The sequence below is a fragment of the Paraburkholderia piptadeniae genome (genome assembly GCF_900007165.1).
Taxonomy (GTDB): Bacteria; Pseudomonadota; Gammaproteobacteria; order Burkholderiales; family Burkholderiaceae; genus Paraburkholderia; species Paraburkholderia piptadeniae.
On record NZ_CYGY02000071.1, the window covers coordinates 1 to 22,125 of the forward strand.

Genomic DNA, 22,125 nt, shown 5'->3' on the forward strand with positions numbered 1-22,125 from the left:
TCTAACTCGCGACACTAGACCGCGAGACTGCAGATCAGATTTCTCGCGCGCATGTTTTGCGCATACCGGCCGAACATGCATTTCGTATCGGCGCGCTGACGATCCGGAGGGATACAGCATGAACGACGAAACGAAAACGGACGCGTCCAGGGCTACTTCGGACGACGCGTCAAAGCCCAGATCCCCATTGAACATCGCAAGCTGGTTGAGCGTCCTATTTGCCGCGCTGTCGGGGCTCTATCTGCTCGCGGGCGGAGCGTGGCTCGTCGCGATCGGCGGGTCGCCTTATTACGTGGTTGCAGGCATCGCACTCCTCGTAGTCGCGTGGCTTGCGTATCGACGCAATGGGCTCGCGTTGCTGCTCTACGCGCTGGTGCTGATCGGCACGCTCGCGTGGGCCATCGCCGAATCGGGCTTCGACTTCCGGGCGCTCGTGCCGCGCACCGACATCCTCGTGCTGTTCGGCCTGTGGCTGTTGCTGACGTCAGTGTTTCATGCGTTCGGCACATCCGCGCGAGCCGGAGCGGTCGCGCTCGTCGCGTGCCTCGTCGTCACGGGCATCGCGCTCGCGTATGCCGCATTCAACGATCCGCAGCAGATCAACGGCACGCTCGCGGCGAATGCAGCCGCGCCAGCGCAAACGGATGTCCCGCGCCAGGACTGGACAGCGTATGGCCGCACGCAGGCGGGCACCCGCTATTCGCCGCTCACGCAGATCGACCAGCACAACGTGAAGAACTTGCAAGTCGCGTGGACATTCGAAACAGGCGACAAGAAAGGCCCGAACGATCCCGTCGAAATCACGAACGAAGTGACGCCGATCAAGGCCCGCGACATGCTCTACCTGTGCTCGCCGCACCAGATCCTGTTCGCACTCGATGCCACAACGGGCAAGGAGAAGTGGCGCTTCGATCCGGGCCTGAAGGCCGACCCGAGCTTCCAGCACGTGACCTGTCGCGGCGTGTCGTATCACGAGACGGCAGCCGCCGCCAGCAGCGGCTCGGCGCAAGGCGCACAGCCCGCTTGCGCGCGGCGCGTGATCCTGCCCGTCAACAACGGCCATCTGTTCGAACTGGATGCGATAACAGGCCAACGCTGCGCCGGCTTCGGGAACAATGGCGACCTCGATCTCCAGCATCTGCAGCCCGTCACCACATCGGGCCAGTACGAACCGACATCGCCGCCCGTCGTCACAGGCAAGATCATCGTCGTCGCGGGGTCCGTGACCGACAACTATTCGACGCGCGAACCCTCGGGCGTGATACGCGGCTTCGACGTCGAAACGGGCAAGCTCGTATGGGCCTTCGATCCCGGCTCCAATACACCGAACGAGATTCCCGACGATCAGCACAGCTTCACGCACAACTCGCCGAACTCGTGGGCGCCTTCCGCCTATGACGCAAAGCTCGATCTCGTCTATCTGCCGATGGGCGTGACGACGCCCGACATCTGGGGCGGTGACCGCACGCCCGACAACGAGCGCTATGCAAGCGGATTGCTCGCGCTTCATGCATCGACGGGCAAGCTCGCTTGGTTCTATCAGACGGTCCATCACGATCTGTGGGACATGGACGTGCCCGCGCAGCCGACGCTCGCGGATGTCGCCGATAGCAGCGGCAACATCGTGCCCGCGATCTACGTGCCGGCGAAGACGGGCAACATCTTCGTGCTCGATCGCCGCACGGGCAAGCTGATCGTGCCAGCGCCGGAGCAGCCCGTGCCGCAAGGTGCAGCGAAAGGCGACCATGTATCGCCGACGCAGCCGTACTCGCAACTGACCTTCCGTCCATCGACGAATCTCACAGGCGCCGACATGTGGGGCGCGACGATGTACGACCAGCTTGCGTGTCGCGTGATGTCTCACCGGCTGCGCTATGAAGGCACGTTCACGCCGCCGTCCGAACAGGGAACGCTCGTGTTCCCGGGCAATCTCGGCATGTTCGAATGGGGCGGGCTCGCCGTCGATACGGACCGGCAGATCGCGATTGCGAATCCGATCGCGTTGCCGTTCGTCTCGCGGCTGATACCGCGCGGCCCCGGCAATCCGATCGAGCCAGCCGAGGCCGGTCCCGCCGGCACGGGCACCGAGGTCGGCATCCAGCCTCAATACGGCACGCCGTTCGGCGTGACGCTGAACCCGTTCCTGTCGCCTGTCGGACTGCCGTGCAAGCAGCCCGCGTGGGGCTACGTCGCGGCGCTCGATCTGAAGACGAACCAGATCGTGTGGAAGAAGCGGATCGGCACGGTGCGCGACAGCGCGCCTGTTCCGCTGCCGTTCAAGATGGGCATGCCGATGCTCGGCGGTCCCATCACGACGGCGGGCCATGTGTTCTTCATCGCCGCAACGGCCGACAACTACCTGCGCGCGTTCAGCACGGACACGGGCGAAGAGCTATGGCGCGCGCGGCTGCCCGCAGGCGGACAGGCCACGCCGATGACCTACGAGATGAACGGCAAGCAGTACGTGGTCATTGCCGCGGGCGGGCATGGTTCGTTCGGCACGAAGCTCGGCGACCATGTGATCGCGTATGCGTTGCCCAACAAGTGACGAGCGGCAGTGAGTGTGCGTTAGCGGGCTTCGTGGATGGCCGGGTCCGCTAACGCTGCGATCGGTGTTGCGCGAACGATCAGTGCAGTGTCGCTCAAGGCTCCAGCTTGATCTTGATCCAGCCTGGCTCGCGCTTGTCGAAGGCCTGGTACGCTTCGATCGCATTCGTGATCGGCTCGCGATGCGTGAGGATCGAAGCAGGATCGAACGAGCCATCGCGACGAGTTCGACCAGACGCGGCACGATTGAGAGTGGTTGATGCGTGAGCGCATTGCCGGGTGCATGTCTGACCTGTCTACCCCTGTCCCTTTCCGGCCGCACCTCGCACTGCGCGAGAATTCATCGGCATCAAACCCAGTATCGGCAGGCATGTCCGAAAGGTCCAGCTTTCGAACATACCGCACGTCTGCGCAATCGCTTTCCGCGCGACTAGAATCCGTTTGACAATTGAGGGTGCGTTGGCCGCGATCGAAAAGCAGTGCCGGGTGATCGCGGCGCAATTACGCCAGGACGCAAGAAGAGAGGTGACCAGATGACGAGCATTCGTGATTTGCCGCTGCCAGTGGATTCGGACGAACAGCCGGCGAGGCGCATTCTTCCTTATGTGCTCGTTCATGTGCTCGAACGGCTGGGCGAGCGCGACGAGTTTCCGCGAGAGTACGTGCCGTATCTGCTCGTGGCGGTCGAGCGCATTAAAAACAGCCATTCGTGAAGCCGATACTCAACCAGAAAGCGCGCCTGAACGCGGAGACTTCCGATGGAAACTCTTGATCTCGAACCGCAGGTGCTCGCGAATGGCCGTGGCGTGACTTTCAGCCTCGTGCACCAGAACAGCACGGTCGAATGCGTGATCAGCATCGCTGCGCTCGAAGCATACTTCTGGCTCGAGCCGAAGGCGAGCGACGCGCGGGTCCTGAAGACTTTCCGCGACGGCTACGGCCGCATCCGGGCCATCGCGGAGCGCAAGCTTCTGGCGCATCAGGCAGCGCATATCGAACTCACGACGGACGATTTCGCGTGTCCTTGGTGCAGCGTCGCAGCATCGCTCGTCGGAACTGAACCGGCTCGTCTTGCGCTGGCCGCATCAACTGCGCGATCGTTGCTGATGCGCCGTTTCACCCGCTGGCTGCCGTCCCGCCTGCAACATCAGCGACCCGCATCCGAGCACCAGTCCGACCGCGCATACGCCCGGCCATTGCCATACACTCCACGCCCAGATGCCCAACGACGAACCGAACGCGCCGCCCGCGAAGCGAATCGCCATATAGAGCGTATTGATGCGGCTGCTGGCGTCGCTTCTGATGCTCATGTTGCGGGCCATGTTCGCGACATGTCCGCTCTGCAATCCCAGGTCGAGAACGATCACGCCGGCGATCAGCCCTGCAATGGTGGAACCCGTCAGCGCGAGGATCGCGAAGGCCACGACGAAGATCGCGCCGCTCGCCAGCACGACGAGACGTGGATTGCGCGTATCGATCAGCTTGCCCGCGCTCGTCGATGCGAGCGCACCCGCGACGCCGACGAGTCCGAAGAGCCCCGTCACCTCGCTTCCGTAGCGCCCATCCATGCTGCGCAAGTGAAACGCCAGCGTTGCCCAGAACGCGCTGAATGCGGCGAACTGAAGGGCCGCGATAGCCGACGTTCAACGCACGAGCGGCTCTTCGCGAAGGAGCGTCCACAGCGAACCCATCAGGTAGGTGCCCGTGTAGCTCGGCTGACCGCGAGGCAGCATGCGCGACAGCACGACAGCCGTGACGAGCATCGCGGCCGCCGCGAGCCAATAGACGGTGCGCCAGCCGAAGTGCCCGGCGATCGTTCCGGAAATCGAGCGCGACACGAGGATGCCGCACAACAGCCCGAACATCACGATGCCGACTGCTTCCCCGCGTTGTTGCGGCCCTGCCAGTTGTGCCGCGAAGGGCGTGAGCAACTGTGGCGCGACGCTCGCGAGGCCCGTCACGAAGCTGGCCGCCACGAGCCAGTTCAGTGTCGGCGACAGCGCGACGGCAACGAGCGCCAGGCTCGCGATGCATAGCAACGTGCGCAGCATCGAGCGGCGCTCGAGCTTGTCGCCGAGCGGCACGAAAAGCAGCAGGCCGAGCGCGTAACCCGTCTGCGCCGCCACCGACACCGTTCCCGCCTGCCGCTCGCTCGCATGAAACGCAAGCGCGAATTCGGCCAGCAACGGCTGGTTGTAGTAGTTGTTCGCGACCACGATGCCGGCCGCGGCTGCCATCAGCCAGTAGATCGAACGTTTCATCCATGCGTGCTCCCCGAGGCTTTGAAGCGAGCCGACGTATGGCCCCAATGGGCCCCATCAATCCCGTCAACCTCGTCAACGACAAGGCGCGGCATCGGCTCTTGCTGTCCCATGCCGGGAATGTAGACTATTCCGGAAATCGCCGGTATCCCTGTCGTTCGGCGAGCACCCTTGCGAAATCCGGAAGGCTCGAATCATGGACCGCTTTGAAGCAATGAACGTCTACGTGCGGGTCGTGGAGGCGGGAAGCCTGTCCGCCGCTGCGCGCGCGATCCCGATGTCGTTGACCTCGGTCAGCAGGCACATCTCGGCGCTGGAAGAGCAGTTCGGCGCGCAGTTGCTCCGCCGCACCACGCGCAACCTCGCGATGACGGACGAAGGACGCATTCTGTACGACCGCGCCAAGGCGATACTCGGCGAGGTCGATGAACTCGGCAGTGCGCTGTCGGCCGGTCGTGGCGAGCTGTCCGGGCGTCTGCGGATAAGCGCGCCGAACCTGCTTGGCCGGCACGTGATCGCGCCGCTGCTGCCGCGCTTCCTTGCGCTTCATTCAAACGTCGCCGTCGACCTCATGCTCGTGGACCGGGTGGTCAATCTCGTCGAAGAGGGCCTGCACCTTGCCGTGCGCGTGGGCCGTCTGTCCGATTCGAGTCTGGTTGCGCGCAAGCTCGATGACATCCAGATGGTCGTGTGCGCCGCGCCCGCCTATCTGGCGCGGCGCGGCACGCCTCGCGCGCCCGAGGATCTGCGCAAGCACGATTGCCTCGTTTTCTCGGACGCGCCGGGTCCCGTCGACTGGCGCTTCCAGTCGGGCACGGCGCGCTCGCGCATCAGCGTGACGGGGCGTCTGTGGATGAATAGCCTGGATGCGCTCGTGTCGGCGTCGATCGAAGGCGCAGGCATCGTGCGCGCGCCCGAATGGCAGGTTGCGGCGCACATCGAGGCAGGACGCCTGCGGCCCGTGCTCGATAAGTACGCACCGCCCGCAACGCCCGTCCATGTGCTGTTCGAGCGCGCGAAGCTGTCGTCGCCGAAAATCCGGACGTTCGTCGATTACCTCGTTGAACAATGGCCAGGCCGCTGATGGATTCCGCGCATCAACCCTTCAAAACGCGTGGCGTCGCGAAGGGCTACGCACCTGCGACGCGCACGGCCTCGCACACAAAGGTGGACTGGCGGACTTCGATAAAGATTGCGAAACTGGCGAGGCTATCCTCGCAACGGCAACAGGAGAATCGAAATGACTGATGCCTACCGTAGCAAAGGGCTGTCCAGCGCAGTTTCCTATCAGGACCCGAAGGCCGCTTTTCGCTGGCTCGAAGCCGCATTCGGGTTCGAGCCGCTGTTCGTGATCCTCGATAGTGACGGCAATCTCGCTCACTCTGAAATGACATATGGCGATTCCGTCGTCATGGTCGGCAGCGAATGGAGCGAGGACCATAAGAGCCCGCGCTCGGTCGGCGGCAAGAACACCCAGTCCGTGCATGTCCAGCTCGCCGAAGGCGAAGACATCGACGCCCATTGCGCACATGCGCGCGCCGCTGGCGCGACTATCCTGACGGAGCCGCAAACCCAGTTCTATGGCGATCGAACGTACCGGGCAAAGGACCCGGAGGGCCACATATGGACCTTCGGCGTCACTGTGCAAAGAATGACGCCTGAAGAGTGGGACAAGGCGAGCGGGCTGACCACGCGAACTCGGCTCGATTAAGCGCCTTGATCTAATCGATGCCTGAGTCCAAGCGGTGCAGCGTGCAGGACCAAGAGGCCTGGCATCGCTGGCCGATTTGCACTTGCGCTTATCCGCGATAACGATAGCGTCCGATATTATTTGCGTGGCCGCAAGCGCCTCTCTACGATCTGGTGATCTTCAATTCGATTACTTTGATCCTATGAGAACAACGAAGACGCTCAAAGCCGCGCTCCTTTCCCTTCTTCTGACTTGCGGCATCGTGAGCGCGCAACCTGCGCTCGCCGCTGGTCAGACAGTGCGTGTCGGCATCATGTCCGGCGAGGACGAGGACGTCTGGCGCGCGGTCGCAACCAATGCGGCGAAGCATGGCATCACCGTCAAGGTCACGACGTTCTCCGACTACACGCAGCCGAACGAAGCGCTCGCGCAGCACGATCTCGACGCCAATTCGTTTCAGCACAAGCCCTACCTCGATGCGCAGATCGCAGCGCGCCACTACGACATCGTGCCCGTTGGCTTTACCTACGTGCAGCCGATCGGCCTCTACTCGCGCAAGGTGAAATCGATCGCCGCGCTGCCGCAGAACGCGACGATCGGCGTGCCGAACGATCCGAGCAACGAAGGCCGCGCGCTGCTGCTGTTGCAGGCGAACGGGCTCATCAAGTTGCGCCCCGACGTCGGCCTGCTGCCGACGGCTCGCGACATAGCGGACAACCCGAAGCGCATCCAGATCAAGGAACTCGACGCGGGCATCGTCGGCCGCGCGATCGGCGATCTGGACGCGGCTGTCGTCAATACCGACTGGGCGATCAAGGCTGGCATCAGGATTCCGCAGGAACGCATCGCGCAGGAGAAGGTGCCTGGCAACCCGTATCGCAACTTCATCGCGGTTAACACGAAAGATGCGAAAGCGCCTTGGGTGAAGACGCTGGTCGACAGCTATCAGCAGGCCAATGTCGCTTCGACGATCCTCTCCGTTTATCACGGCGCGACGCTGCCCGCATGGGAAGGCGCGCCACAGCATTGACACTGCGCCCGGCGCAAACGGCGCCACTCGAACGATGACGAGCGGCCGCCGCACATCCACCGTTGCGAGCCGCGCTTCGAGTCGCGCCCCGCGATAGATGTCGACGCTCGCTCGCGAAGACTCCCCCTCTCCTCTCCATCTCTCCTCGTCTGCCATGTCCAAGATCAATACGTCGCGCGATCGCCGCGCGTTCCTGAAACTTTCACTCGGTGCCGCGGCAGCTGCTTCCGCTGCAATCGTTCCAGCTTCATTCGCGCAAGGTGCGCCGCGCACGCTGCGCATCGGCAATCAAAAGGGTTATCTGAATCTGCTCAAGGGACGCGGCACGCTCGAAAAGCGGCTCGCTCCGCTCAACGTATCGGTGAGCTGGACGGAATTCGCGGCGGGCCCCGTGCAACTGGAAGCGCTGAATGTCGGCTCGATCGACTTCGGCGACGTAGGCGAAGCGCCGCCGATCTTCGCGCAGGCGGCGGGTGCGCCGCTGGCGTATGTCGCAGCGACCGTCACGCGGCCGCAGTCCGAAGCCGTGCTCGTGCCGCCGCAATCGCCGATCCGCTCGGTGGCGGACCTTAAGGGAAAAAGAATTGCGCTCAACAAGGGCAGCAACGTCCACTACTTTCTGGTGAAGCTGCTGCGTCAGCATGGCTTGCAATACCGCGACGTGAACCTGGTCTTTCTCGCGCCCGCCGATGCACGGGCCGCATTCGAGCGGGCATCCATCGACGCGTGGGTCATCTGGGACCCGTTCTTCGCAGCCGCGGAAAAATCGCTGGGCGCGCGCCTGATTGCGGATGCGAGCGGCGTCGTGGGCAATCGCGCGTACTACTTTTCGTCGCAGACGTATGCAGCGAAGAACCCCGATGTGATCCGGATTCTGATCGATGAACTCGACAAGGTCGATCAGTGGGGCAAGCAGAACAAGGATCAACTGGCAAGCGAACTGGCGCAGCTATGGGGCTTGCCGAAGCCCGTTGTCGATGCGGCCGTGGGCCGGCAGCAGTTCGGCACGCAGCCGATTACCCGCGCGATCCTCGGCGAGCAGCAACAGATCGCGGATACCTTCCTCGATCTTGGCCTGATTCCGAAGCACGTCGATGTGCTGAAAGCGGCACCGCCGAATCTCGCGTAGCGCACGCAACGACCGCGTCGCACGCGATCTACGCAGAGCCCGCCCGCCGTTCTGTCGCCGCCGGAATCGCGTGTTGCGCGGCCAGCCCAGGCGACGCGAACATATCGACGAGTTGATCGCGCAACCAGCGATGAGCGGGCACGGTCTCGTTGCGCTGATGCCAGAACAGGCTGATCACGCGATCGGGCGCCTCGAGCGGCGCGCGCACGCTCACGAGGTCGCCATCTCCACTGCGCTCGCACAGATCGCGCGGCAACACCGCGATCAGATCGCTTGCGCGGATGATCTCGCACGCGACCGTGTAGTGGTTGACCGTCGCGACGAGGTTGCGCTTCAATCCGCGCGACGCAAGAAAGCTGTCGAATGACGGTTGCGTCTGCCCCGCAAGACTGATGTCGACGTGGCTTGCATTCAGAAAGCGCCGCGTCGTCAGCCGGCCTGGCGCCGCAAGCGGATGACCGCGCCGCATCAGGCATGCGTAGTCCACCGTCCACAGCGAGCGCGAGCGCATGTGCGCGGGCGGCAGCGTCTCGTTCACATAGACACCGATCACGCAGTCCACACGATTGCCTTCGAGCAGCGCCGGCGCATCGAGCAGAATGTTCGGCACGGTGTGCCATTGCAGGCGCGGCGCGCTTTCGCTGAACCGCTCGATCAGGCGCGGCATCACGATGCCCGCGACGTAGTCCGACATCGAAAGGCTGAAGCTGACCTGTGCGTTGCCCGGCGAGAACGTCTCCTCATCGAGCGCGGCGCGAATGCGGCTCAGCGAATCGCCGACGGGCCCCCAGAGCGCCATCGCGCGTTGTGTCGGCGTGACGCCCGCGCCGTTGCGCACGAACAGCGGATCGTCGAACGCCTCGCGCAAGCGGCTCAACGCATTGCTGACGGCGGGCTGCGTGAGCGACAACTTGGTAGCGGCCCGCGTGACCGCGCCTTCCGTCATCAAGGCTTCGAATACCTTCAGCAGGTTCAGATCGAGTGACCGGAAGCTCATTGCTGTCCATTCACGAGGTCAATGTATGAGATCAAGAATATAAATATTTATGACGTTCGACAAGCCATAGAATCGGCCTCAATCAGAAGAGGCCATGCGCACGTGAATCTCGCGCGGGTCCACTCCGTCGGGCCCAGCGACTATCGAGCGACTATCGCGACTACAGGAGCACACCGTGTCGAATGTCACCGTGTCAAATGTTTCTGCACGCATCGAACGCCTTCCGTTTGGACGGTTTCATGGACACCTGCTGCTGATGGGCGGCCTCGGCTATGCATTCGACGCGATGGATGCCGCCGCCGTCGCCTTCGTGCTGCCCGTGCTGCGTCACGACTGGAGCCTGTCCAGCGTGCAGACGGGTGTGCTCGGTAGCGGCAACTTCATCGGCTTCTTTTTCGGCGCGCTGCTCGCGGGCACGCTCGGCGACCTGATCGGCCGACGCAAGGTGATGATGTCGGCGCTGCTGATCTACTGCGTCGCTTCCGTCGTCAGCGCGATGACCGATTCGTGGCCGACGTTTCTCGCCGCGCGGATCGTGGCCGGTATGGGAACGGGGGCCGAGAGCGCGATCATTGCGCCTTATCTCGCCGAGTTCGTTGCGAAGCGATATCGGGGCATCTTCACGGGCGCGCTGGCCGGGTTCTTTTCGTTCGGCTTCGTGGCCGCTGCATTGCTTGGATACTTCATCGTGCCGGCGTTCGACGCGGGCTGGCGCGTCGTGCTTCTCATCACCGCCGTGCCGATCCTGATGCTGCTCTGGTGGCGCCGCTCGCTGCCCGAATCGCCTCGCTGGCTCGAAAGCCGCGGGCATGTGGATGAAGCGGTGCGTGTGCTCGATCACATCGAAGCCGGTTTCGCTGCGCGCGGTATCGACTTGCCGGAGCCTGAGCCGACGGGTCCGCGCAGTGAGCCTTCGATGTCGACGGGTACGCTATCCGCGAATTTCCGCGTGTTGTGGACGGGACGCCAGGCACGCGTCACGACGATGACGTGGCTGATGTGGCTGTCGATCACGTTCAGCTACTACGCGTTCTTTACGTGGATTCCCGGCCTGCTCGTCCAGCATGGCATGAGCATCACGCGCAGCTTCGGCTACTCGGTCGCGATGTATGTCGCGCAAGTGCCCGGCTACTTCAGCGCGTCGTGGTTCAACGAACGCATCGGGCGGCAGGCGACGATCGCGTCGTACATGCTGTTCGGCTGCGCGTGCGCATTGGGCATGGCATTCGCCGGCACCAACGGCGAGATCATGGCAGCGGGCATCGGCCTGTCGTTCTTCATGAACGGCACGTATGCGGGCGTCTATGCATACACGGCGGAAGTGTTTCCGACGGCCGTGCGCACGACGGGCGCGGGAACGGCGTCGGCGATCGGCCGGATCGGCGCGATCGTGTCGCCGATTCTCGTCGGCTATCTGTATCCGAAGTTCGGATTCGCGGGCGTGTTCGGCGTGACGACCGTCGTCCTGTTGCTCGGCGCGATCTCCGTGGTGATGATGGGCGTGCCGACACGCGGACGCTCGCTCGAAGACATCGCCGCAGGAGAAGCGGCATGAACGACGCACGCGAACGCGGATTGCGGCCCTTCGGATTGCAACCCTTCTTCGCGCTGGCTCGCGCACAGACGCACGCAGACCAGCCGATGACGCTCTATCGCGCGCTCGACACGGCCCTCGCCGAAACGATCGGGCATACGCTCTTCACGATCTTGCATTACGACGCAACGACAAACGAATCGGCGCGCGTCTACAGCAACCTGCCGAACGAATATCCGACGGCGGCAAAAAAGCCGCTCGCGGGCGGCACTTGGGTCGATACGGTGCTGACGCGCGGCGAGGCGTTCATCGGCAGAACGGCGGACGATCTGCGTGCCGTATTCCCCGACCACGAGCTGATCGCGTCGCTCGGTTGCGAGAGCGTGCTGAACGTGCCCGTGCGCTGGAAGGGACGCACGCTGGCGTCGCTGAACCTGTTGCATACGCGAGCCTGGTATCGGGACGATCACGTTCCGTTCGCACAGGCGCTCGCGCAGTTCGCGCTGCCGGCGCTGCTCGACGACGTTTGACAACGACGCGAGTGCTCGGCAGCGGATCGATTCATTGACACAACCCATTGACGCAACCGAGAGGGGAAACGAATGGAAAGCATTCTGTTCGCGAACGCAAACGTGCTCGATGTAGAGCGGGGTGAAATGCGCGAAGCGCATCACGTGCTGGTCGAGAACGGCCTCATCAGGGAAGTATCAGACAGGCCTTTGAAGAGCGCGGCCGCGCGCGAAATCGACCTGCGAGGCAAGACGCTGATGCCGGGATTGATCGACCTGCATGTGCACGTGGTAGCGGTACAGCTGAACCTCGCGCAGCAGGTGCACATGCCGAATGTGCTCGTCACGCTCCGCTCGGTGCCGATCATGCGCTCGATGCTGCGGCGCGGATTCACCACCGTGCGCGACGCGGGCGGCGCAGGGTATCCGCACAAGCAAGCCGTGGAGAGCGGGCTGGCCGTCGGTCCGCGTCTGTTCGTTGCGGGGCGCGCGCTCAGCCAGACGGGCGGCCACGGCGACATGCGCGCGCGTTCCGACTACCTGGGCGACAGCGCGCCGTGCGGCTGCTGCGTGCGAGTGGGCGCGCTCGCCCGCGTCGCGGATGGCGTCGATGCCGTGCGCCGCGCCGCGCGCGAAGAATTGCAAATGGGCGCCGACCATTTAAAGATCATGGCCTCGGGCGGCGTCGCATCGCCGACGGACCCTGTCGGCGCATTCGGCTACGCGGAAGACGAAGTGCGCGCGATCGTCGAAGAAGCGCGCGCGCGTCATACCTACGTGATGGCGCACGCGTACACGGCCGAGGCGATTGCGCGCGTCGTGCGCTGGGGCGTGCGCACGATCGAGCACGGCAACCTGATCGACGCGCCCACGGCGAGATTGATGGCCGAGATGGGCGCCTATGTGGTGCCGACGCTCGTCACGTACGAAGCGCTGGCATCGGAAGGCGCGCAATACGGTCTCGGCGAAGAGAGCGTCGCGAAGATCGCCGATGTGCGCGAGGCGGGGCTGCGTTCGCTGGAAATCTATCGCGACGCGGGCGTGAAAATGGGCTTCGGCTCGGACCTGCTGGGGCCGTCGCAACGCCTGCAAAGCGACGAGTTCCGCATTCGCGCCGAAGTGCTCGGCAATGCCGCGACGCTTGCATGCGCGACGACGACGGCCGCCGAAGTGCTCGGCTTGCCGGAGAAGCTCGGACGCATCGCGCCTGACGCGTGGGCGGACCTGATTGTCGTCGATGGCGATCCGTTGCGCGACATCTCATGTCTGCTCGGGCAAGGCGAACGTATTCCGCTCGTGATGAAAGGCGGCGCGATCGAGTTCGAAGAGTTGTGAGCGCGCTTTATGTGCTGCCCGCTCGACGATGCTATGTCGTGTGCGAAAGCCCTCGCGCATCGACGTTAGCCCGCGACCCACGCGCAACAGATCGCTCACCGTGTCCTGCGGCAATTGCAGTCCCTTCGTCGCGATGCCGTGGGTCGTTGCGCGACTCGATCCGCCCGGGTAGAACACATCGCTCACGCCTGCAATGGCCCGGATTGCCCAGCGGCCCGAAGCATGGCCTCGATGCCAAGTCGCACATCCGCATCCGTGGTGGCCCAATTCGAGACGCTAATGCGCATGGCTTTGCGACCCTGCCATATCGTTCCGCCACACCAGCAGACGCCCTCGGCCTGAAGACGGCCGATCACGGCTTGCGTGACCTCGGGCGATCCGAACGAGACGAGCACCTGATTCAGCACGACCTCGTTGAGAATCTCGAACCCATGCTCTGCGAGACCTTGAGCGAACGCTCGGGCATGGCGGCATGACCTGTCGATGAGATCTTCGATGCCATCGCGGCCGAGATTCAGAAGCGCGGTCCATACTTCGACGCCACGCGCTCGCCTCGATGATTCGGGTGTGTAGTGCGACGGCTCGCGATTGCCTTCGACATCCTCGTCCAGATACGCGGCGCTGGCCGACATCGCCGCATGAAGATCAGCCGGCTTGCGGACGAGAACAATACCGCTGTCATAGGGAACGTTGAGCCATTTGTGCGCGTCCGTCGCCCATGAATCAGCCTCGCTCAGTCCCTTGGCCAATGCGGCGAGGCGAGGACTCGACAGCGCCCAAAGACCAAAGGCGCCATCGACATGCACCCATGCCCCCGCTTCCCTCGCGCGGCGACAGACCTCCGCAGCAGGATCGAAGTTGCCGGTGTTCACGTTGCCGGCCTGGATGCAAACAATCGTGCGGTCATCCAGTTCCGGAAGACGATCGATCTGCAGTCGCCCCTGGCGATCGGTCGGCACACGAATCACACGTTCGCGCCCGAGACCGAGCAGCGAGAGTGCTTTCAACACGGTCACGTGAACTTCGTCGCTGACGACCACCCTCAATTCGGGCGCGCCATAGAGCCCTCTCGCTTCCACGTCCCAGCCTTGTCGGGCGAGAAGCGCATGGCGTGCGGACGCCAACGCTGCCAGGTTCGCCATCGAGGCGCCCGTGACGAACGCGCCCCCGATGCCATCCGGCAATCCGAAGAGGTCCGTCAACCATTGCAGTGACACGTCCTCTAGCGTCGCGGCAATCGGTGACGTCCACCGAAAGCTGGCGTTCTGGTCCCACGCCGCAGCCAGCCAGTTCGCAGCAACGGTGGCCGGTAGCGCGCCGCCGATGACCAGACCGAAATACCGTCCGCCCGCAGTAGCGATGGTCGCGGGAGAGCCGATCTCATCGAGACGACGCAACACCTCGCGTGCATCCGCACCTCTCTGCGGAAGCGGGTGCTTCAATTCGTCGAGACGTTGCAGGGCCTCGGGCGATGCGATCACCGGACGATGGCGAACAGATTGCAGGTAGGTGACGGCACGTTGAGCGGCGTCTTGCAGGACTTCGCTTGTCGTCGTTGTGTCCATTTTTTAGGCCTTACATGGCGATTTGCTGAACGGCTGATTTGATTGCTCATTGATTGTGACGTCATTGAGAATGTTTAGTCAAAGGCATCGCACTCGCGCGAGCCGGTATGCCCCGCACTTCGAGCAGCGTATTGTCCGTTCGTTTCGGTAGTGATCGATCCGGTCATCTCGCTGACAGACATGAGGTTTCCCTCTTGAACTGTCGCGCTTCGGTGTTGAATTGCATTCGAACAGGGGCGCGCGGTCAGTTAGCCTCGTGCCCAAGGGGACTTGCATGACCGACGTACAACGGTCCTGGCACAACGTTCACCACGCGCCGGTGCTCGCGTGCCACGATAGACGATCAGAGCTCCAGCACCAGATCGGAGGTTGGACGGCTGCAACACAACAGCCGGAAACCCTTCTGGACTTCTCTGTCCCGAATCCCGCCGTTGTGTTTCATGTCGACTGTGCCCTCGAGCACTTTGGTCTTGCACGTGCCACATACGCCCTGGCTGCACGATGAAGCGATTGCCACCCCCGCCTTTTTCGCGGCGGCAAGCACTGTTTCGGATGGACTGATCGTGAACGTCTTCGAAGAGCGGGAAAGCTTGATCGTGAACGTTTCCTGAGCCGCATCGCTCTCCTGCGATGCGGGCTCAGCCGCGTCGCCCGCTGAAATATCGAAGCTCTCCTGGTGGTAACGAGCCGTGTCATGTCCGCCTTCGCGAAGCAATTCCCTGACTGCCGACATGTAGCCGGCGGGACCACACGTGAATACCTCGCGGTCTGCGTAATCGGGCAGCCACTCCGACAGAAGCGGGAGACTCAGCCTGCCCGTCGCGCCTGCCCAATCGCTTTCATCACCGATGCCTTCGCATACGAAGAACAGCTTCAGTCGCGGCGACAGTTTCGCCAGTCTTTGCAGTTCGTCGCGAAAGACGATATCGGCAGGCGTCCTCGCGCTGTGCACGAACGCGATGTCCCGATCGAGACCGAGGTCGACGCTCGCCCGGGTCATCGACATCAGCGGTGTCACTCCCGAACCCGCCGACAGATAGAGCGACTTGGGGGCAGCAGAAGCTGTGGACGTGAAAGTTCCAGACGGACCGTATGCTCGCAACTGGCCTCCGGGCTTCATGTTGTCGTGAAGCCAGTTCGACATGACGCCACCCGGAACCCGCTTGACGGTAATGGACACCAGGTACGGACGCGTCGGCGGCGAAGATATCGTGTAGCAGCGCTCGACCGATTGGCCCTTAACATTCGCCAACACCGTCATGAACTGGCCCGGCTCGAAGCGCACAGGCAAGCCATCCTCCGTGCGGAACTCAAAGCTCTTGACGTCGTGAGTTTCGTCGATGACACGGCAGCACGTCAGCGTCTGTTGTTCACTGCTCGGCCATTGCCGGGCACCGTTCTCCCAAGTGCCCGTATTGGTGAGTCGGTCGGCAGCTTCTGGCGCGCGGTCGAACATTCTTTCTACGCAATTCATGGCAGTAACTCTGCTCAGATTCCATGTGCATTCAATCGCGCTGCGTACCAGCGCGAAAACTGGTCGACGTACGCTTCCGTGAACGGCGAGAACACGCCCGGCGCGTATGCCGGATCTTGCGTACCTTCGTGCGTGATTTCGACGAGATGCTTGTCCTGCATGTTGGTCGCCATCCAGACTTCGGTCAGATCCTCGACGTTGTAGTCGACGCCTTCGACCGCATCGGCATGAACGAGCCACTTGGAACGCACCAGCGTCTTGTCGGGCCCAAGCGGAATGATGTAGCTGATGACCGCGTGGTCGCTCATGACATGCGTCCACGAATTGTGCGCCCAGAGGTGCTGGTCGCCGAGGTCGCGTCGCGTGATATTGCCGAACAGCTTCGTGCTCGCAACCTTGGTGCTGATCGTCTGCGACTCACCCTCGCCTGCAATGACCAGTTGCTGCGTGCGGAACTGGGTAACCGCATCTTCGTCGAGCCACTCGACGGTTTCGCCGATGAACCCATCGCGCTCCCAGCTTGCCTGGCACGTCGCGTTACGCACCTTGTAGTCTTCGAGCGCGCGAAGCGATTCTTCGCTGAGGTTCTCCGGACAGAAGCCGAAGTCTTCCGGCAGGAATGACGCCGTCAGTTCCGGATGCGTGCCCTGGCAGTGGTAGCACTCGCGGTTGTTCTCAATGACGAGCTTCCAGTTGCCGTTCTCGATGATTTCCTGCTCGAAGGCAATCTTCGTGTTTTGCAGATCGTACGGCGCGAAACGCGGCGTCATCGTCTCTTCCAGCTTCGAGATGTCGACGGGCGCGTTTTCATCGAGACACACGAAGATATGCGTGCCGATAATCTTCGTGTGCACGGGAATCAGGCTGCGGCACGTCGGGTCGAAATCCTTTCCCATGTGCGTCGTATGGCGCAAGCTTCCGTCAAGGTCGTACGTCCATTGGTGATAAGGGCATACCAGCATGCCCACGGTCGACTTTCCGGCTTCCTTGAGCCGCGCGCCTCGATGGCGGCACACGTTGCGGTAGGTCCGAACGTTTTCGTCGTCGTCGCGAACGATGATGATGGAAGCCTTGCCGATGTCGACGGTCGAAACATCGCCCGGCTCTGGAACATCCGCCGTGACCCCGACCAGAATCCAGTGCTTGTGGAAGAAGACGTCGACGTCCGTTTCGAAAACGTCCTGGCGGCCAAACAGCTCACCGGACATGCCATGACCGGGCTGACGGCTTCGAATTAACTCGCCATGGGTTTTGAGTTGCACTTCAGACATCGTCGTTCTCCAATGCTCAGGGGTCTCGGGACTTCGATTGTTCCTGCTATGACTCGAGTATTGGATTGACGAAAAAGAGCGTCAATGCGCTTTATTTTCGGTCTGGCATTACTTTGGATTATGCGAGAGCCAGACCGTTTACAACGGGCGCCGTCGGGCGTTGCAAACGCTTCAGGCTTCAGGTGCCGATGGAATCCTGCCGGAGCCAGTCGATGAGACCGTCAATTGCGGGGGTGATCGTGCGCCCGTGCGGCACGACGACGTAATATGAATCGCTCGCCTTGAACGACGCGACCGGCAGCCGGACGAGTTCGCCCGTTTCGATCAGATCGTGGACCAGTCTTCCCCAGCCAAGGGCGATGCCCTGGCCGTAGCGTGCGGCCTCGATGGCGTCCGTATAAAGGCTGCAGCGTAGCGCAAAGTTCAATCGCACTGGCCTGAAGCCCACGGCCAGAAACCATTCTTCCCACCTCATCCAGCCTTCCGAAGTCGCATCGGACTCGATGAGAGCGGCGTTGGCGACTTCCTGCAGCGATTCTGGCGTGCCTCGTGACTTCACCCACTCCGGCGAGCAGACGGGGAAAACTTCTTCGTCGAAAAGCAGGGTTGCGGAGCCATCGCCCCATTGTCCGTTTCCGAATCGAACGGCGACATCGATTTCCTTGGGTCGAAGGTCGGCGATGAACATCTGCGTGGAGATGCGTAGTTGAAGGTCCGGTTGGGCCTTTTTTAGCGATGCCAGCCGGGGCAAGAGACGAAAATGCGTGAAGGCGGACGTTGCTGCAAGCACCAGTTCCTGCTGGACCGGCCCGCTTGATAACCGGTCGAATACGCCGGCAATTTTCTGCATTGATTCGGCGACCACGAGATACAGCGCTTCACCTTCATCAGTGAGTTCGATCGAACGATGCAGGCGATTGAAGAGCCGGGTCCCAAGCGTTTCCTCAAGAACCTTGATCTGTCGACTGACTGCCGCTTAAGTCACTCCCAGTTCATCGGCTGCCAGCGTGAAGCTGCTGTGACGTGCAACCGCCTCGAATTCGACGAGGGCGGTCACCGAAGGGATAATGCGCCGGTATCCCTTGGTCCGCGCGGTTACCGGTTTCATTTGGCTCAGGCGCGTGTGGGTTGTGATTGGGAAACTAGCGTCGATCCGGTGTGAGCCACGACCAGTACCGTACAACCCTCTTTTGACGACGTACTGTGTCGCGAACCCGCTGGATACGACACTGTGTGCCCGGGAAGAAAATCCGTACCGTCGTCGTCAGTGAACACGCCATCGAGAATCACGATCAGCTCGGTCGAGTCGTGCCGATGCTCCAATGAACGCGCGCCGGGTTGCAAACGCATCCAGTAGCTACTCCAGGCACCGTTCTCGTCGTCGGCAACGGGAATCCAGAAAAAGCCGGGAAGTACCGTTCCTCCGATTTTCATCGGCCGCCAGTCGCGTTCATCAATCGAATACCAACGACGACCATCCTTGACGTGCAATCCAAAGAAAACCATTTCATCGCGCATATGTTCGGTTGTCATTTTCTTCAACGTCCAATGTATGAACAAAGGGGGAGTCCTGCTTCTCGTGCCTTCGTATCTGAATCGCTCGCTGTGCCTGGCGTCCAGGCGTATGACGCCAAAGCACATCTCCCTACGCATCGGCTAACAATTGCGTTTGACCCTGCGGTCGCGCGACGCGATAAGCATTCGGCGATTCGCCAAATTCCTTTCTGAACTCGCGGCCAAGATGTGAAGCATCAGAGAAGCCGCATGAGGAGGCAATGTCAGCGACAGTACGATCCGAACTCGTGAGCAGCCACGACGCCATCCGTATCCGGATCTGGCGGGCATAGGCCTGGGGCGATTTGCCCGTCTCTGAGGTGAAGAGACGCTCGAGTTGCCGGACGGACATCTCGAGGCGTCGAGCCAACTCCGCGAGGCTCAATGGCTGCCCAATGTGCTGCTCCATCAACAGGATGGCTCGCCTTACCTTTGGGTGTGTCGCGGGTTCCAGTCCTGGCGGGTGTGGCTGCGGAGCATTCCCTTTCTGCGCGTCGTCGACAAGCATGATACGCAGCGCCTTCTGTACGACTGTCGCCTCGAAGTGGCGCAACAGGATAGCCGCGGCAACATCGATTGAAGCTCGTCCACCTGAACACGTAATGCGGCGCCGGTCGATCACGAACAGCCGGTCCGCAACCAGATTGCGTTCATCGACGCCCGGAAAGCGCTCGACAAAGTCCCAGTAGTGAAACCAGCTTACGCACATGCGATACCCATCCATCACTTCGGCTCGCATCAACGCAAATACCCCAGTGCATATTCCGACCAACGTAGCAGACGTTGCCGCCGCGTCATGAATGAACTGAAGCGTGGCCTTGCTTGCGGACGGCCCCGAGTGCAGCAATCCACCGACAACCACGACGTAGTCGAAGGACCCGGCTTCGTCGAAGGTCGTCCACGGCGCGACCTGAATTCCGCAGCTTGCCCTGACAGGAACAAGAGATTCGCCGACAATGGTCCATGAACAGCGAACCGGTCTGCTCATGTCACCTTCATCGCTCGCCAGCCTCAGTACATCCACGAAACCGGAAAATGCCGTCAGGGTGAAATTGGGCAACAGGACGATTCCAAAGCGGAGTGGCCGCGTGGTACCGGCTTTGGGGCTGATGAGGTCGCTAAACATGGGACTGCCTGCACTAACGCTTGAAAAGTCGACCAGGACTCCTACGGCGAAGCTGCTCGCGCTCTCCTGACTAACGTCTGCAAAGTTTATTTCGTGGTTTCAGTCTCGACGCTTCGCCATTCGCGCATCATCGCGCCCACTTCCTCTCCGAGCCATTCACGGAACTGAAGATATTCAGGACGAAGCTTTGCGTTCTTATGCGTTATCAAATAGTGATGACGGTCGTGAAATTCGAGCACATCTTGCACCGGTCGAATCAGTAGCCCTTGTTCGACCTGACGATGAACAAGATGATGCCAGCCAAGCAAGGTGCCCTCTCCCGCTTCGGCTTGCGATACGAGCAGTCGATAGTCGTTGCTCTCCAGATGCTCGTTCTCGACCATCCTTTCAGTGCCATCACTCTGCTGAAACCAGTTTCGCCACACGGACCAGTCGACATGCTCGCAAATCTGCGCACGCCCCAACAGGGAGAGGTTCAACGTCGCGTGCGATAAAAGATCCAACGGCTTCACTGACCTGCCGTGAAAGTGGCGCTCGTAAAAAGACTGGCTGCAGACGGGATATACGACGTCGTGAAAGAGCGGTTCGACTTCGTACTCCGCCTCGCGCGGCGGATTCTTGGTGATGATGACGTCGGGTTCCATGAGCTCGTCGAGCTCCATGAAATGCTCCGTCACCATCACGTGCAATCGAATATCGGGGAACCGCTTACGGAACGAGGGCAGCCTGAACGACAGCCAGAGCGCCGAGAAAGTATGCGAGACACAAATTGTCAGCGCATGCCTGTCGGTCCGACGCACCGCCTGGGCCGCCTCAGCGATGTTCATGATCGACAGATAGGACGCGTTGTACAGAATGCGCCCGGCGTCGGTGAGCGCGATGTGCCGCCCCGTCCGTTCGAACAGGGCGACTTCCAGCGAGTCCTCGAGCTCCTTGATTTGTCGGCTGATTGCCGCCTGCGTGACGCACAGCACTTCCGCGGCCTGCGTAAAACTTTCATATCGGGCAGCCGTGACGAAGCATTTCAGCGCTCGTAACGACGGCATCTGAGCGAGCAATCGGTCGGCAAACACCTGTTTCTTTTGCATGGTTTTCACCTGTGAAGCGGAAGCGCCCGTGTGGTCCGAAGACAACCCGGTCAGCGCTGCGCACTGCCCCGTGACAATGCGTAGACTGCACACCCGAGCGGAATAGCTCGCGCGCAAAATTAGTTTGCGAGTCTTCGAGTTAACTGACAAGGGCAGATCACCTTCCGCCCCTTTATATTACTCTTCGTGGCCGCCTGTTATGCGGCCCCTCGAACTCGCTTCAGCACGCCATCAAGCGCGTCTTTGTACAGTCCGTATGCACCTCGACGAGAGAGTTCGGTGTGCATCTGCTCGTTGATGCCGCCCGGTGTCATGCATTGCGTAACCATTACCGAAAACGGTTGTCCCGTGCGGGCTGCGTCATTCGCGAGCCCAACACAGTAGCCAGACAAAAAAGCTCGCGCCGCGGAGTAGTCGAGACCCTGCTCCACGAGCCAGGCCGCCTGGGTTTCGAGAACGGCATAGAAGCTCGCCATCGTCGCCGTCACTGCGGACAGCGCGTCGAACTTGCGTTCATCGTCTACCTCCACCGCTTCACCCAACGCGGAAAAGACGGCTTTCGCGACCTCATCTGCGGGGCAGATTGCAGTGCTTCCCTTGCCCTCAGCGACGGCTGGCAGCGGGACTGCGCGCACGACCCTATTCACCTGCGGGACGAGGCGACGAAGCTCGGCGAGAGAAATGCCCGCAATGAAACTGACAATGTGATGACGCGAGTCGAATTCGAGTTCGCCCAGAACTTCTGCGGCAATTTGCGGAACGACCGCAAGGCAAACGACATCCGAATTCTCCAGTACCTCCTGATTACTCGTGCAGACGCGAATCCGTTCGTCCAGCGTCGCGAGTTCCGCAGCGGTATTCGGATTGCGGGGCGATAGCGAAATCCCGTCGAATGGAACGCCGAATCTGCACATGCCTGTCACGACTGCTTTCGTGATCGTCCCCGTTCCGATGAATCCGAGTCGCATGAAACCTCACTTGAGTTTGGAGTGCGGCAGCTTCGTACAAGGCCACG

Annotated in this window: 19 protein-coding genes and 3 pseudogenes; 10 read left to right on the forward strand and 12 right to left on the reverse strand. The window is 61.8% G+C overall.

Features of this window, described 5'->3' with window-relative positions:
* Positions 1 to 118 precede the first annotated feature (118 nt).
* Complete coding sequence (locus BN2476_RS34030; protein ID WP_087738591.1) at positions 119 to 2,548, forward strand: glucose/quinate/shikimate family membrane-bound PQQ-dependent dehydrogenase; 2,430 nt, start codon at positions 119 to 121, stop codon at positions 2,546 to 2,548.
* Positions 2,549 to 2,642: 94 nt separating this feature from the next.
* Here the strand turns inward: BN2476_RS34030 and BN2476_RS48720 are convergent.
* Positions 2,643 to 2,797 (reverse strand): annotated as a pseudogene (locus BN2476_RS48720) (glutathione-dependent formaldehyde dehydrogenase); the annotation flags it as partial.
* Positions 2,798 to 3,080: 283 nt separating this feature from the next.
* Between BN2476_RS48720 and BN2476_RS34035 the strand changes: the two are divergent.
* Together BN2476_RS34035 and BN2476_RS34040 are read left to right on the forward strand one after the other, a co-directional pair.
* A complete protein-coding gene (locus BN2476_RS34035; RefSeq protein ID WP_087738592.1) occupies positions 3,081 to 3,260 on the forward strand; it encodes a hypothetical protein in 180 nt (59 codons plus the stop codon).
* 45 nt (positions 3,261 to 3,305) lie between these two features.
* Positions 3,306 to 3,572 (forward strand): annotated as a pseudogene (locus tag BN2476_RS34040) (DUF1488 family protein); the annotation flags it as partial.
* 60 nt (positions 3,573 to 3,632) lie between these two features.
* On the opposite strand, the gene BN2476_RS48725 reads toward BN2476_RS34040, so the two are convergent.
* Together BN2476_RS48725 and BN2476_RS48730 are read right to left on the reverse strand one after the other, a co-directional pair.
* Complete coding sequence (locus BN2476_RS48725; protein WP_235851084.1) at positions 3,633 to 4,124, reverse strand: MFS transporter; 492 nt, start codon at positions 4,122 to 4,124, stop codon at positions 3,633 to 3,635.
* A 66-nt stretch (positions 4,125 to 4,190) separates the two neighbouring features.
* Positions 4,191 to 4,808, reverse strand: a complete 618-nt coding sequence (locus BN2476_RS48730; protein WP_235851085.1) for an MFS transporter — start codon at positions 4,806 to 4,808, stop codon at positions 4,191 to 4,193.
* A 196-nt stretch (positions 4,809 to 5,004) separates the two neighbouring features.
* On the opposite strand from BN2476_RS48730, the gene BN2476_RS34050 reads away from it, so the two are divergent.
* The 4 genes from BN2476_RS34050 (at position 5,005) to BN2476_RS34065 (ending at position 8,657) form a co-directional block, all read left to right on the forward strand.
* Positions 5,005 to 5,892: a LysR family transcriptional regulator gene (locus BN2476_RS34050; protein WP_087738593.1), complete on the forward strand. Its 888-nt coding sequence runs from the start codon at positions 5,005 to 5,007 to the stop codon at positions 5,890 to 5,892.
* Between the two features lie 156 nt (positions 5,893 to 6,048).
* On the forward strand, positions 6,049 to 6,519 hold the full coding sequence (locus tag BN2476_RS34055) for a VOC family protein (protein ID WP_087738594.1): 471 nt from the start codon (positions 6,049 to 6,051) through the stop codon (positions 6,517 to 6,519).
* Positions 6,520 to 6,700: 181 nt separating this feature from the next.
* On the forward strand, positions 6,701 to 7,528 hold the full coding sequence (locus BN2476_RS34060) for a MetQ/NlpA family lipoprotein (RefSeq protein WP_087738595.1): 828 nt from the start codon (positions 6,701 to 6,703) through the stop codon (positions 7,526 to 7,528).
* 154 nt (positions 7,529 to 7,682) lie between these two features.
* On the forward strand, positions 7,683 to 8,657 hold the full coding sequence (locus BN2476_RS34065; RefSeq protein ID WP_087738596.1) for a sulfonate ABC transporter substrate-binding protein: 975 nt from the start codon (positions 7,683 to 7,685) through the stop codon (positions 8,655 to 8,657).
* Between the two features lie 28 nt (positions 8,658 to 8,685).
* Here the strand turns inward: BN2476_RS34065 and BN2476_RS34070 are convergent, their stop codons facing one another.
* Entirely contained in the window at positions 8,686 to 9,654 is a 969-nt protein-coding gene (locus BN2476_RS34070; RefSeq protein WP_087738597.1) for a LysR family transcriptional regulator, read from the reverse strand.
* A 190-nt stretch (positions 9,655 to 9,844) separates the two neighbouring features.
* On the opposite strand from BN2476_RS34070, the gene BN2476_RS34075 reads away from it, so the two are divergent.
* The 3 genes from BN2476_RS34075 to BN2476_RS34085 all read left to right on the forward strand — a co-directional run bounded on the left by BN2476_RS34075 (position 9,845) and on the right by BN2476_RS34085 (position 13,032).
* Entirely contained in the window at positions 9,845 to 11,209 is a 1,365-nt protein-coding gene (locus BN2476_RS34075) for an MFS transporter (RefSeq protein ID WP_087738618.1), read from the forward strand.
* On the forward strand, positions 11,206 to 11,718 hold the full coding sequence (locus tag BN2476_RS34080; RefSeq protein ID WP_087738598.1) for a GAF domain-containing protein: 513 nt from the start codon (positions 11,206 to 11,208) through the stop codon (positions 11,716 to 11,718). The genes BN2476_RS34075 and BN2476_RS34080 overlap by 4 nt, the downstream gene beginning before the upstream one ends.
* A 72-nt stretch (positions 11,719 to 11,790) precedes the next feature.
* Complete coding sequence (locus BN2476_RS34085; protein ID WP_087738599.1) at positions 11,791 to 13,032, forward strand: metal-dependent hydrolase family protein; 1,242 nt, start codon at positions 11,791 to 11,793, stop codon at positions 13,030 to 13,032.
* A gap of 182 nt (positions 13,033 to 13,214) precedes the next feature.
* Here BN2476_RS34085 and BN2476_RS34090 read toward each other — a convergent pair whose 3' ends face one another.
* From BN2476_RS34090 to BN2476_RS34125, 8 genes and pseudogenes are all read right to left on the reverse strand, one after another.
* Positions 13,215 to 14,597 carry a pyridoxal phosphate-dependent decarboxylase family protein gene (locus tag BN2476_RS34090; protein WP_087738600.1) on the reverse strand — a complete coding sequence of 461 codons (1,383 nt, stop codon included), beginning with the start codon at positions 14,595 to 14,597 and terminating at the stop codon, positions 13,215 to 13,217.
* 343 nt (positions 14,598 to 14,940) lie between these two features.
* Positions 14,941 to 16,071 (reverse strand): FAD-binding oxidoreductase, encoded by a 1,131-nt coding sequence (locus tag BN2476_RS34095; protein WP_087738601.1) that lies wholly within the window; start codon positions 16,069 to 16,071, stop codon positions 14,941 to 14,943.
* A 14-nt stretch (positions 16,072 to 16,085) separates the two neighbouring features.
* Positions 16,086 to 17,342 carry an aromatic ring-hydroxylating oxygenase subunit alpha gene (locus BN2476_RS34100; protein WP_087738602.1) on the reverse strand — a complete coding sequence of 419 codons (1,257 nt, stop codon included), beginning with the start codon at positions 17,340 to 17,342 and terminating at the stop codon, positions 16,086 to 16,088.
* Between the two features lie 178 nt (positions 17,343 to 17,520).
* Positions 17,521 to 18,450, reverse strand: a pseudogene (locus BN2476_RS34105) (LysR substrate-binding domain-containing protein).
* Between the two features lie 5 nt (positions 18,451 to 18,455).
* Positions 18,456 to 18,875: a cupin domain-containing protein gene (locus tag BN2476_RS34110; RefSeq protein ID WP_087738619.1), complete on the reverse strand. Its 420-nt coding sequence runs from the start codon at positions 18,873 to 18,875 to the stop codon at positions 18,456 to 18,458.
* Between the two features lie 112 nt (positions 18,876 to 18,987).
* A complete protein-coding gene (locus BN2476_RS34115; protein WP_087738603.1) occupies positions 18,988 to 20,022 on the reverse strand; it encodes a GlxA family transcriptional regulator in 1,035 nt (344 codons plus the stop codon).
* Between the two features lie 86 nt (positions 20,023 to 20,108).
* Positions 20,109 to 21,110 (reverse strand): LysR substrate-binding domain-containing protein, encoded by a 1,002-nt coding sequence (locus tag BN2476_RS34120; protein WP_087738604.1) that lies wholly within the window; start codon positions 21,108 to 21,110, stop codon positions 20,109 to 20,111.
* A gap of 197 nt (positions 21,111 to 21,307) precedes the next feature.
* Complete coding sequence (locus BN2476_RS34125) at positions 21,308 to 22,078, reverse strand: pyrroline-5-carboxylate reductase (protein ID WP_087738605.1); 771 nt, start codon at positions 22,076 to 22,078, stop codon at positions 21,308 to 21,310.
* Positions 22,079 to 22,125: the final 47 nt, after the last annotated feature.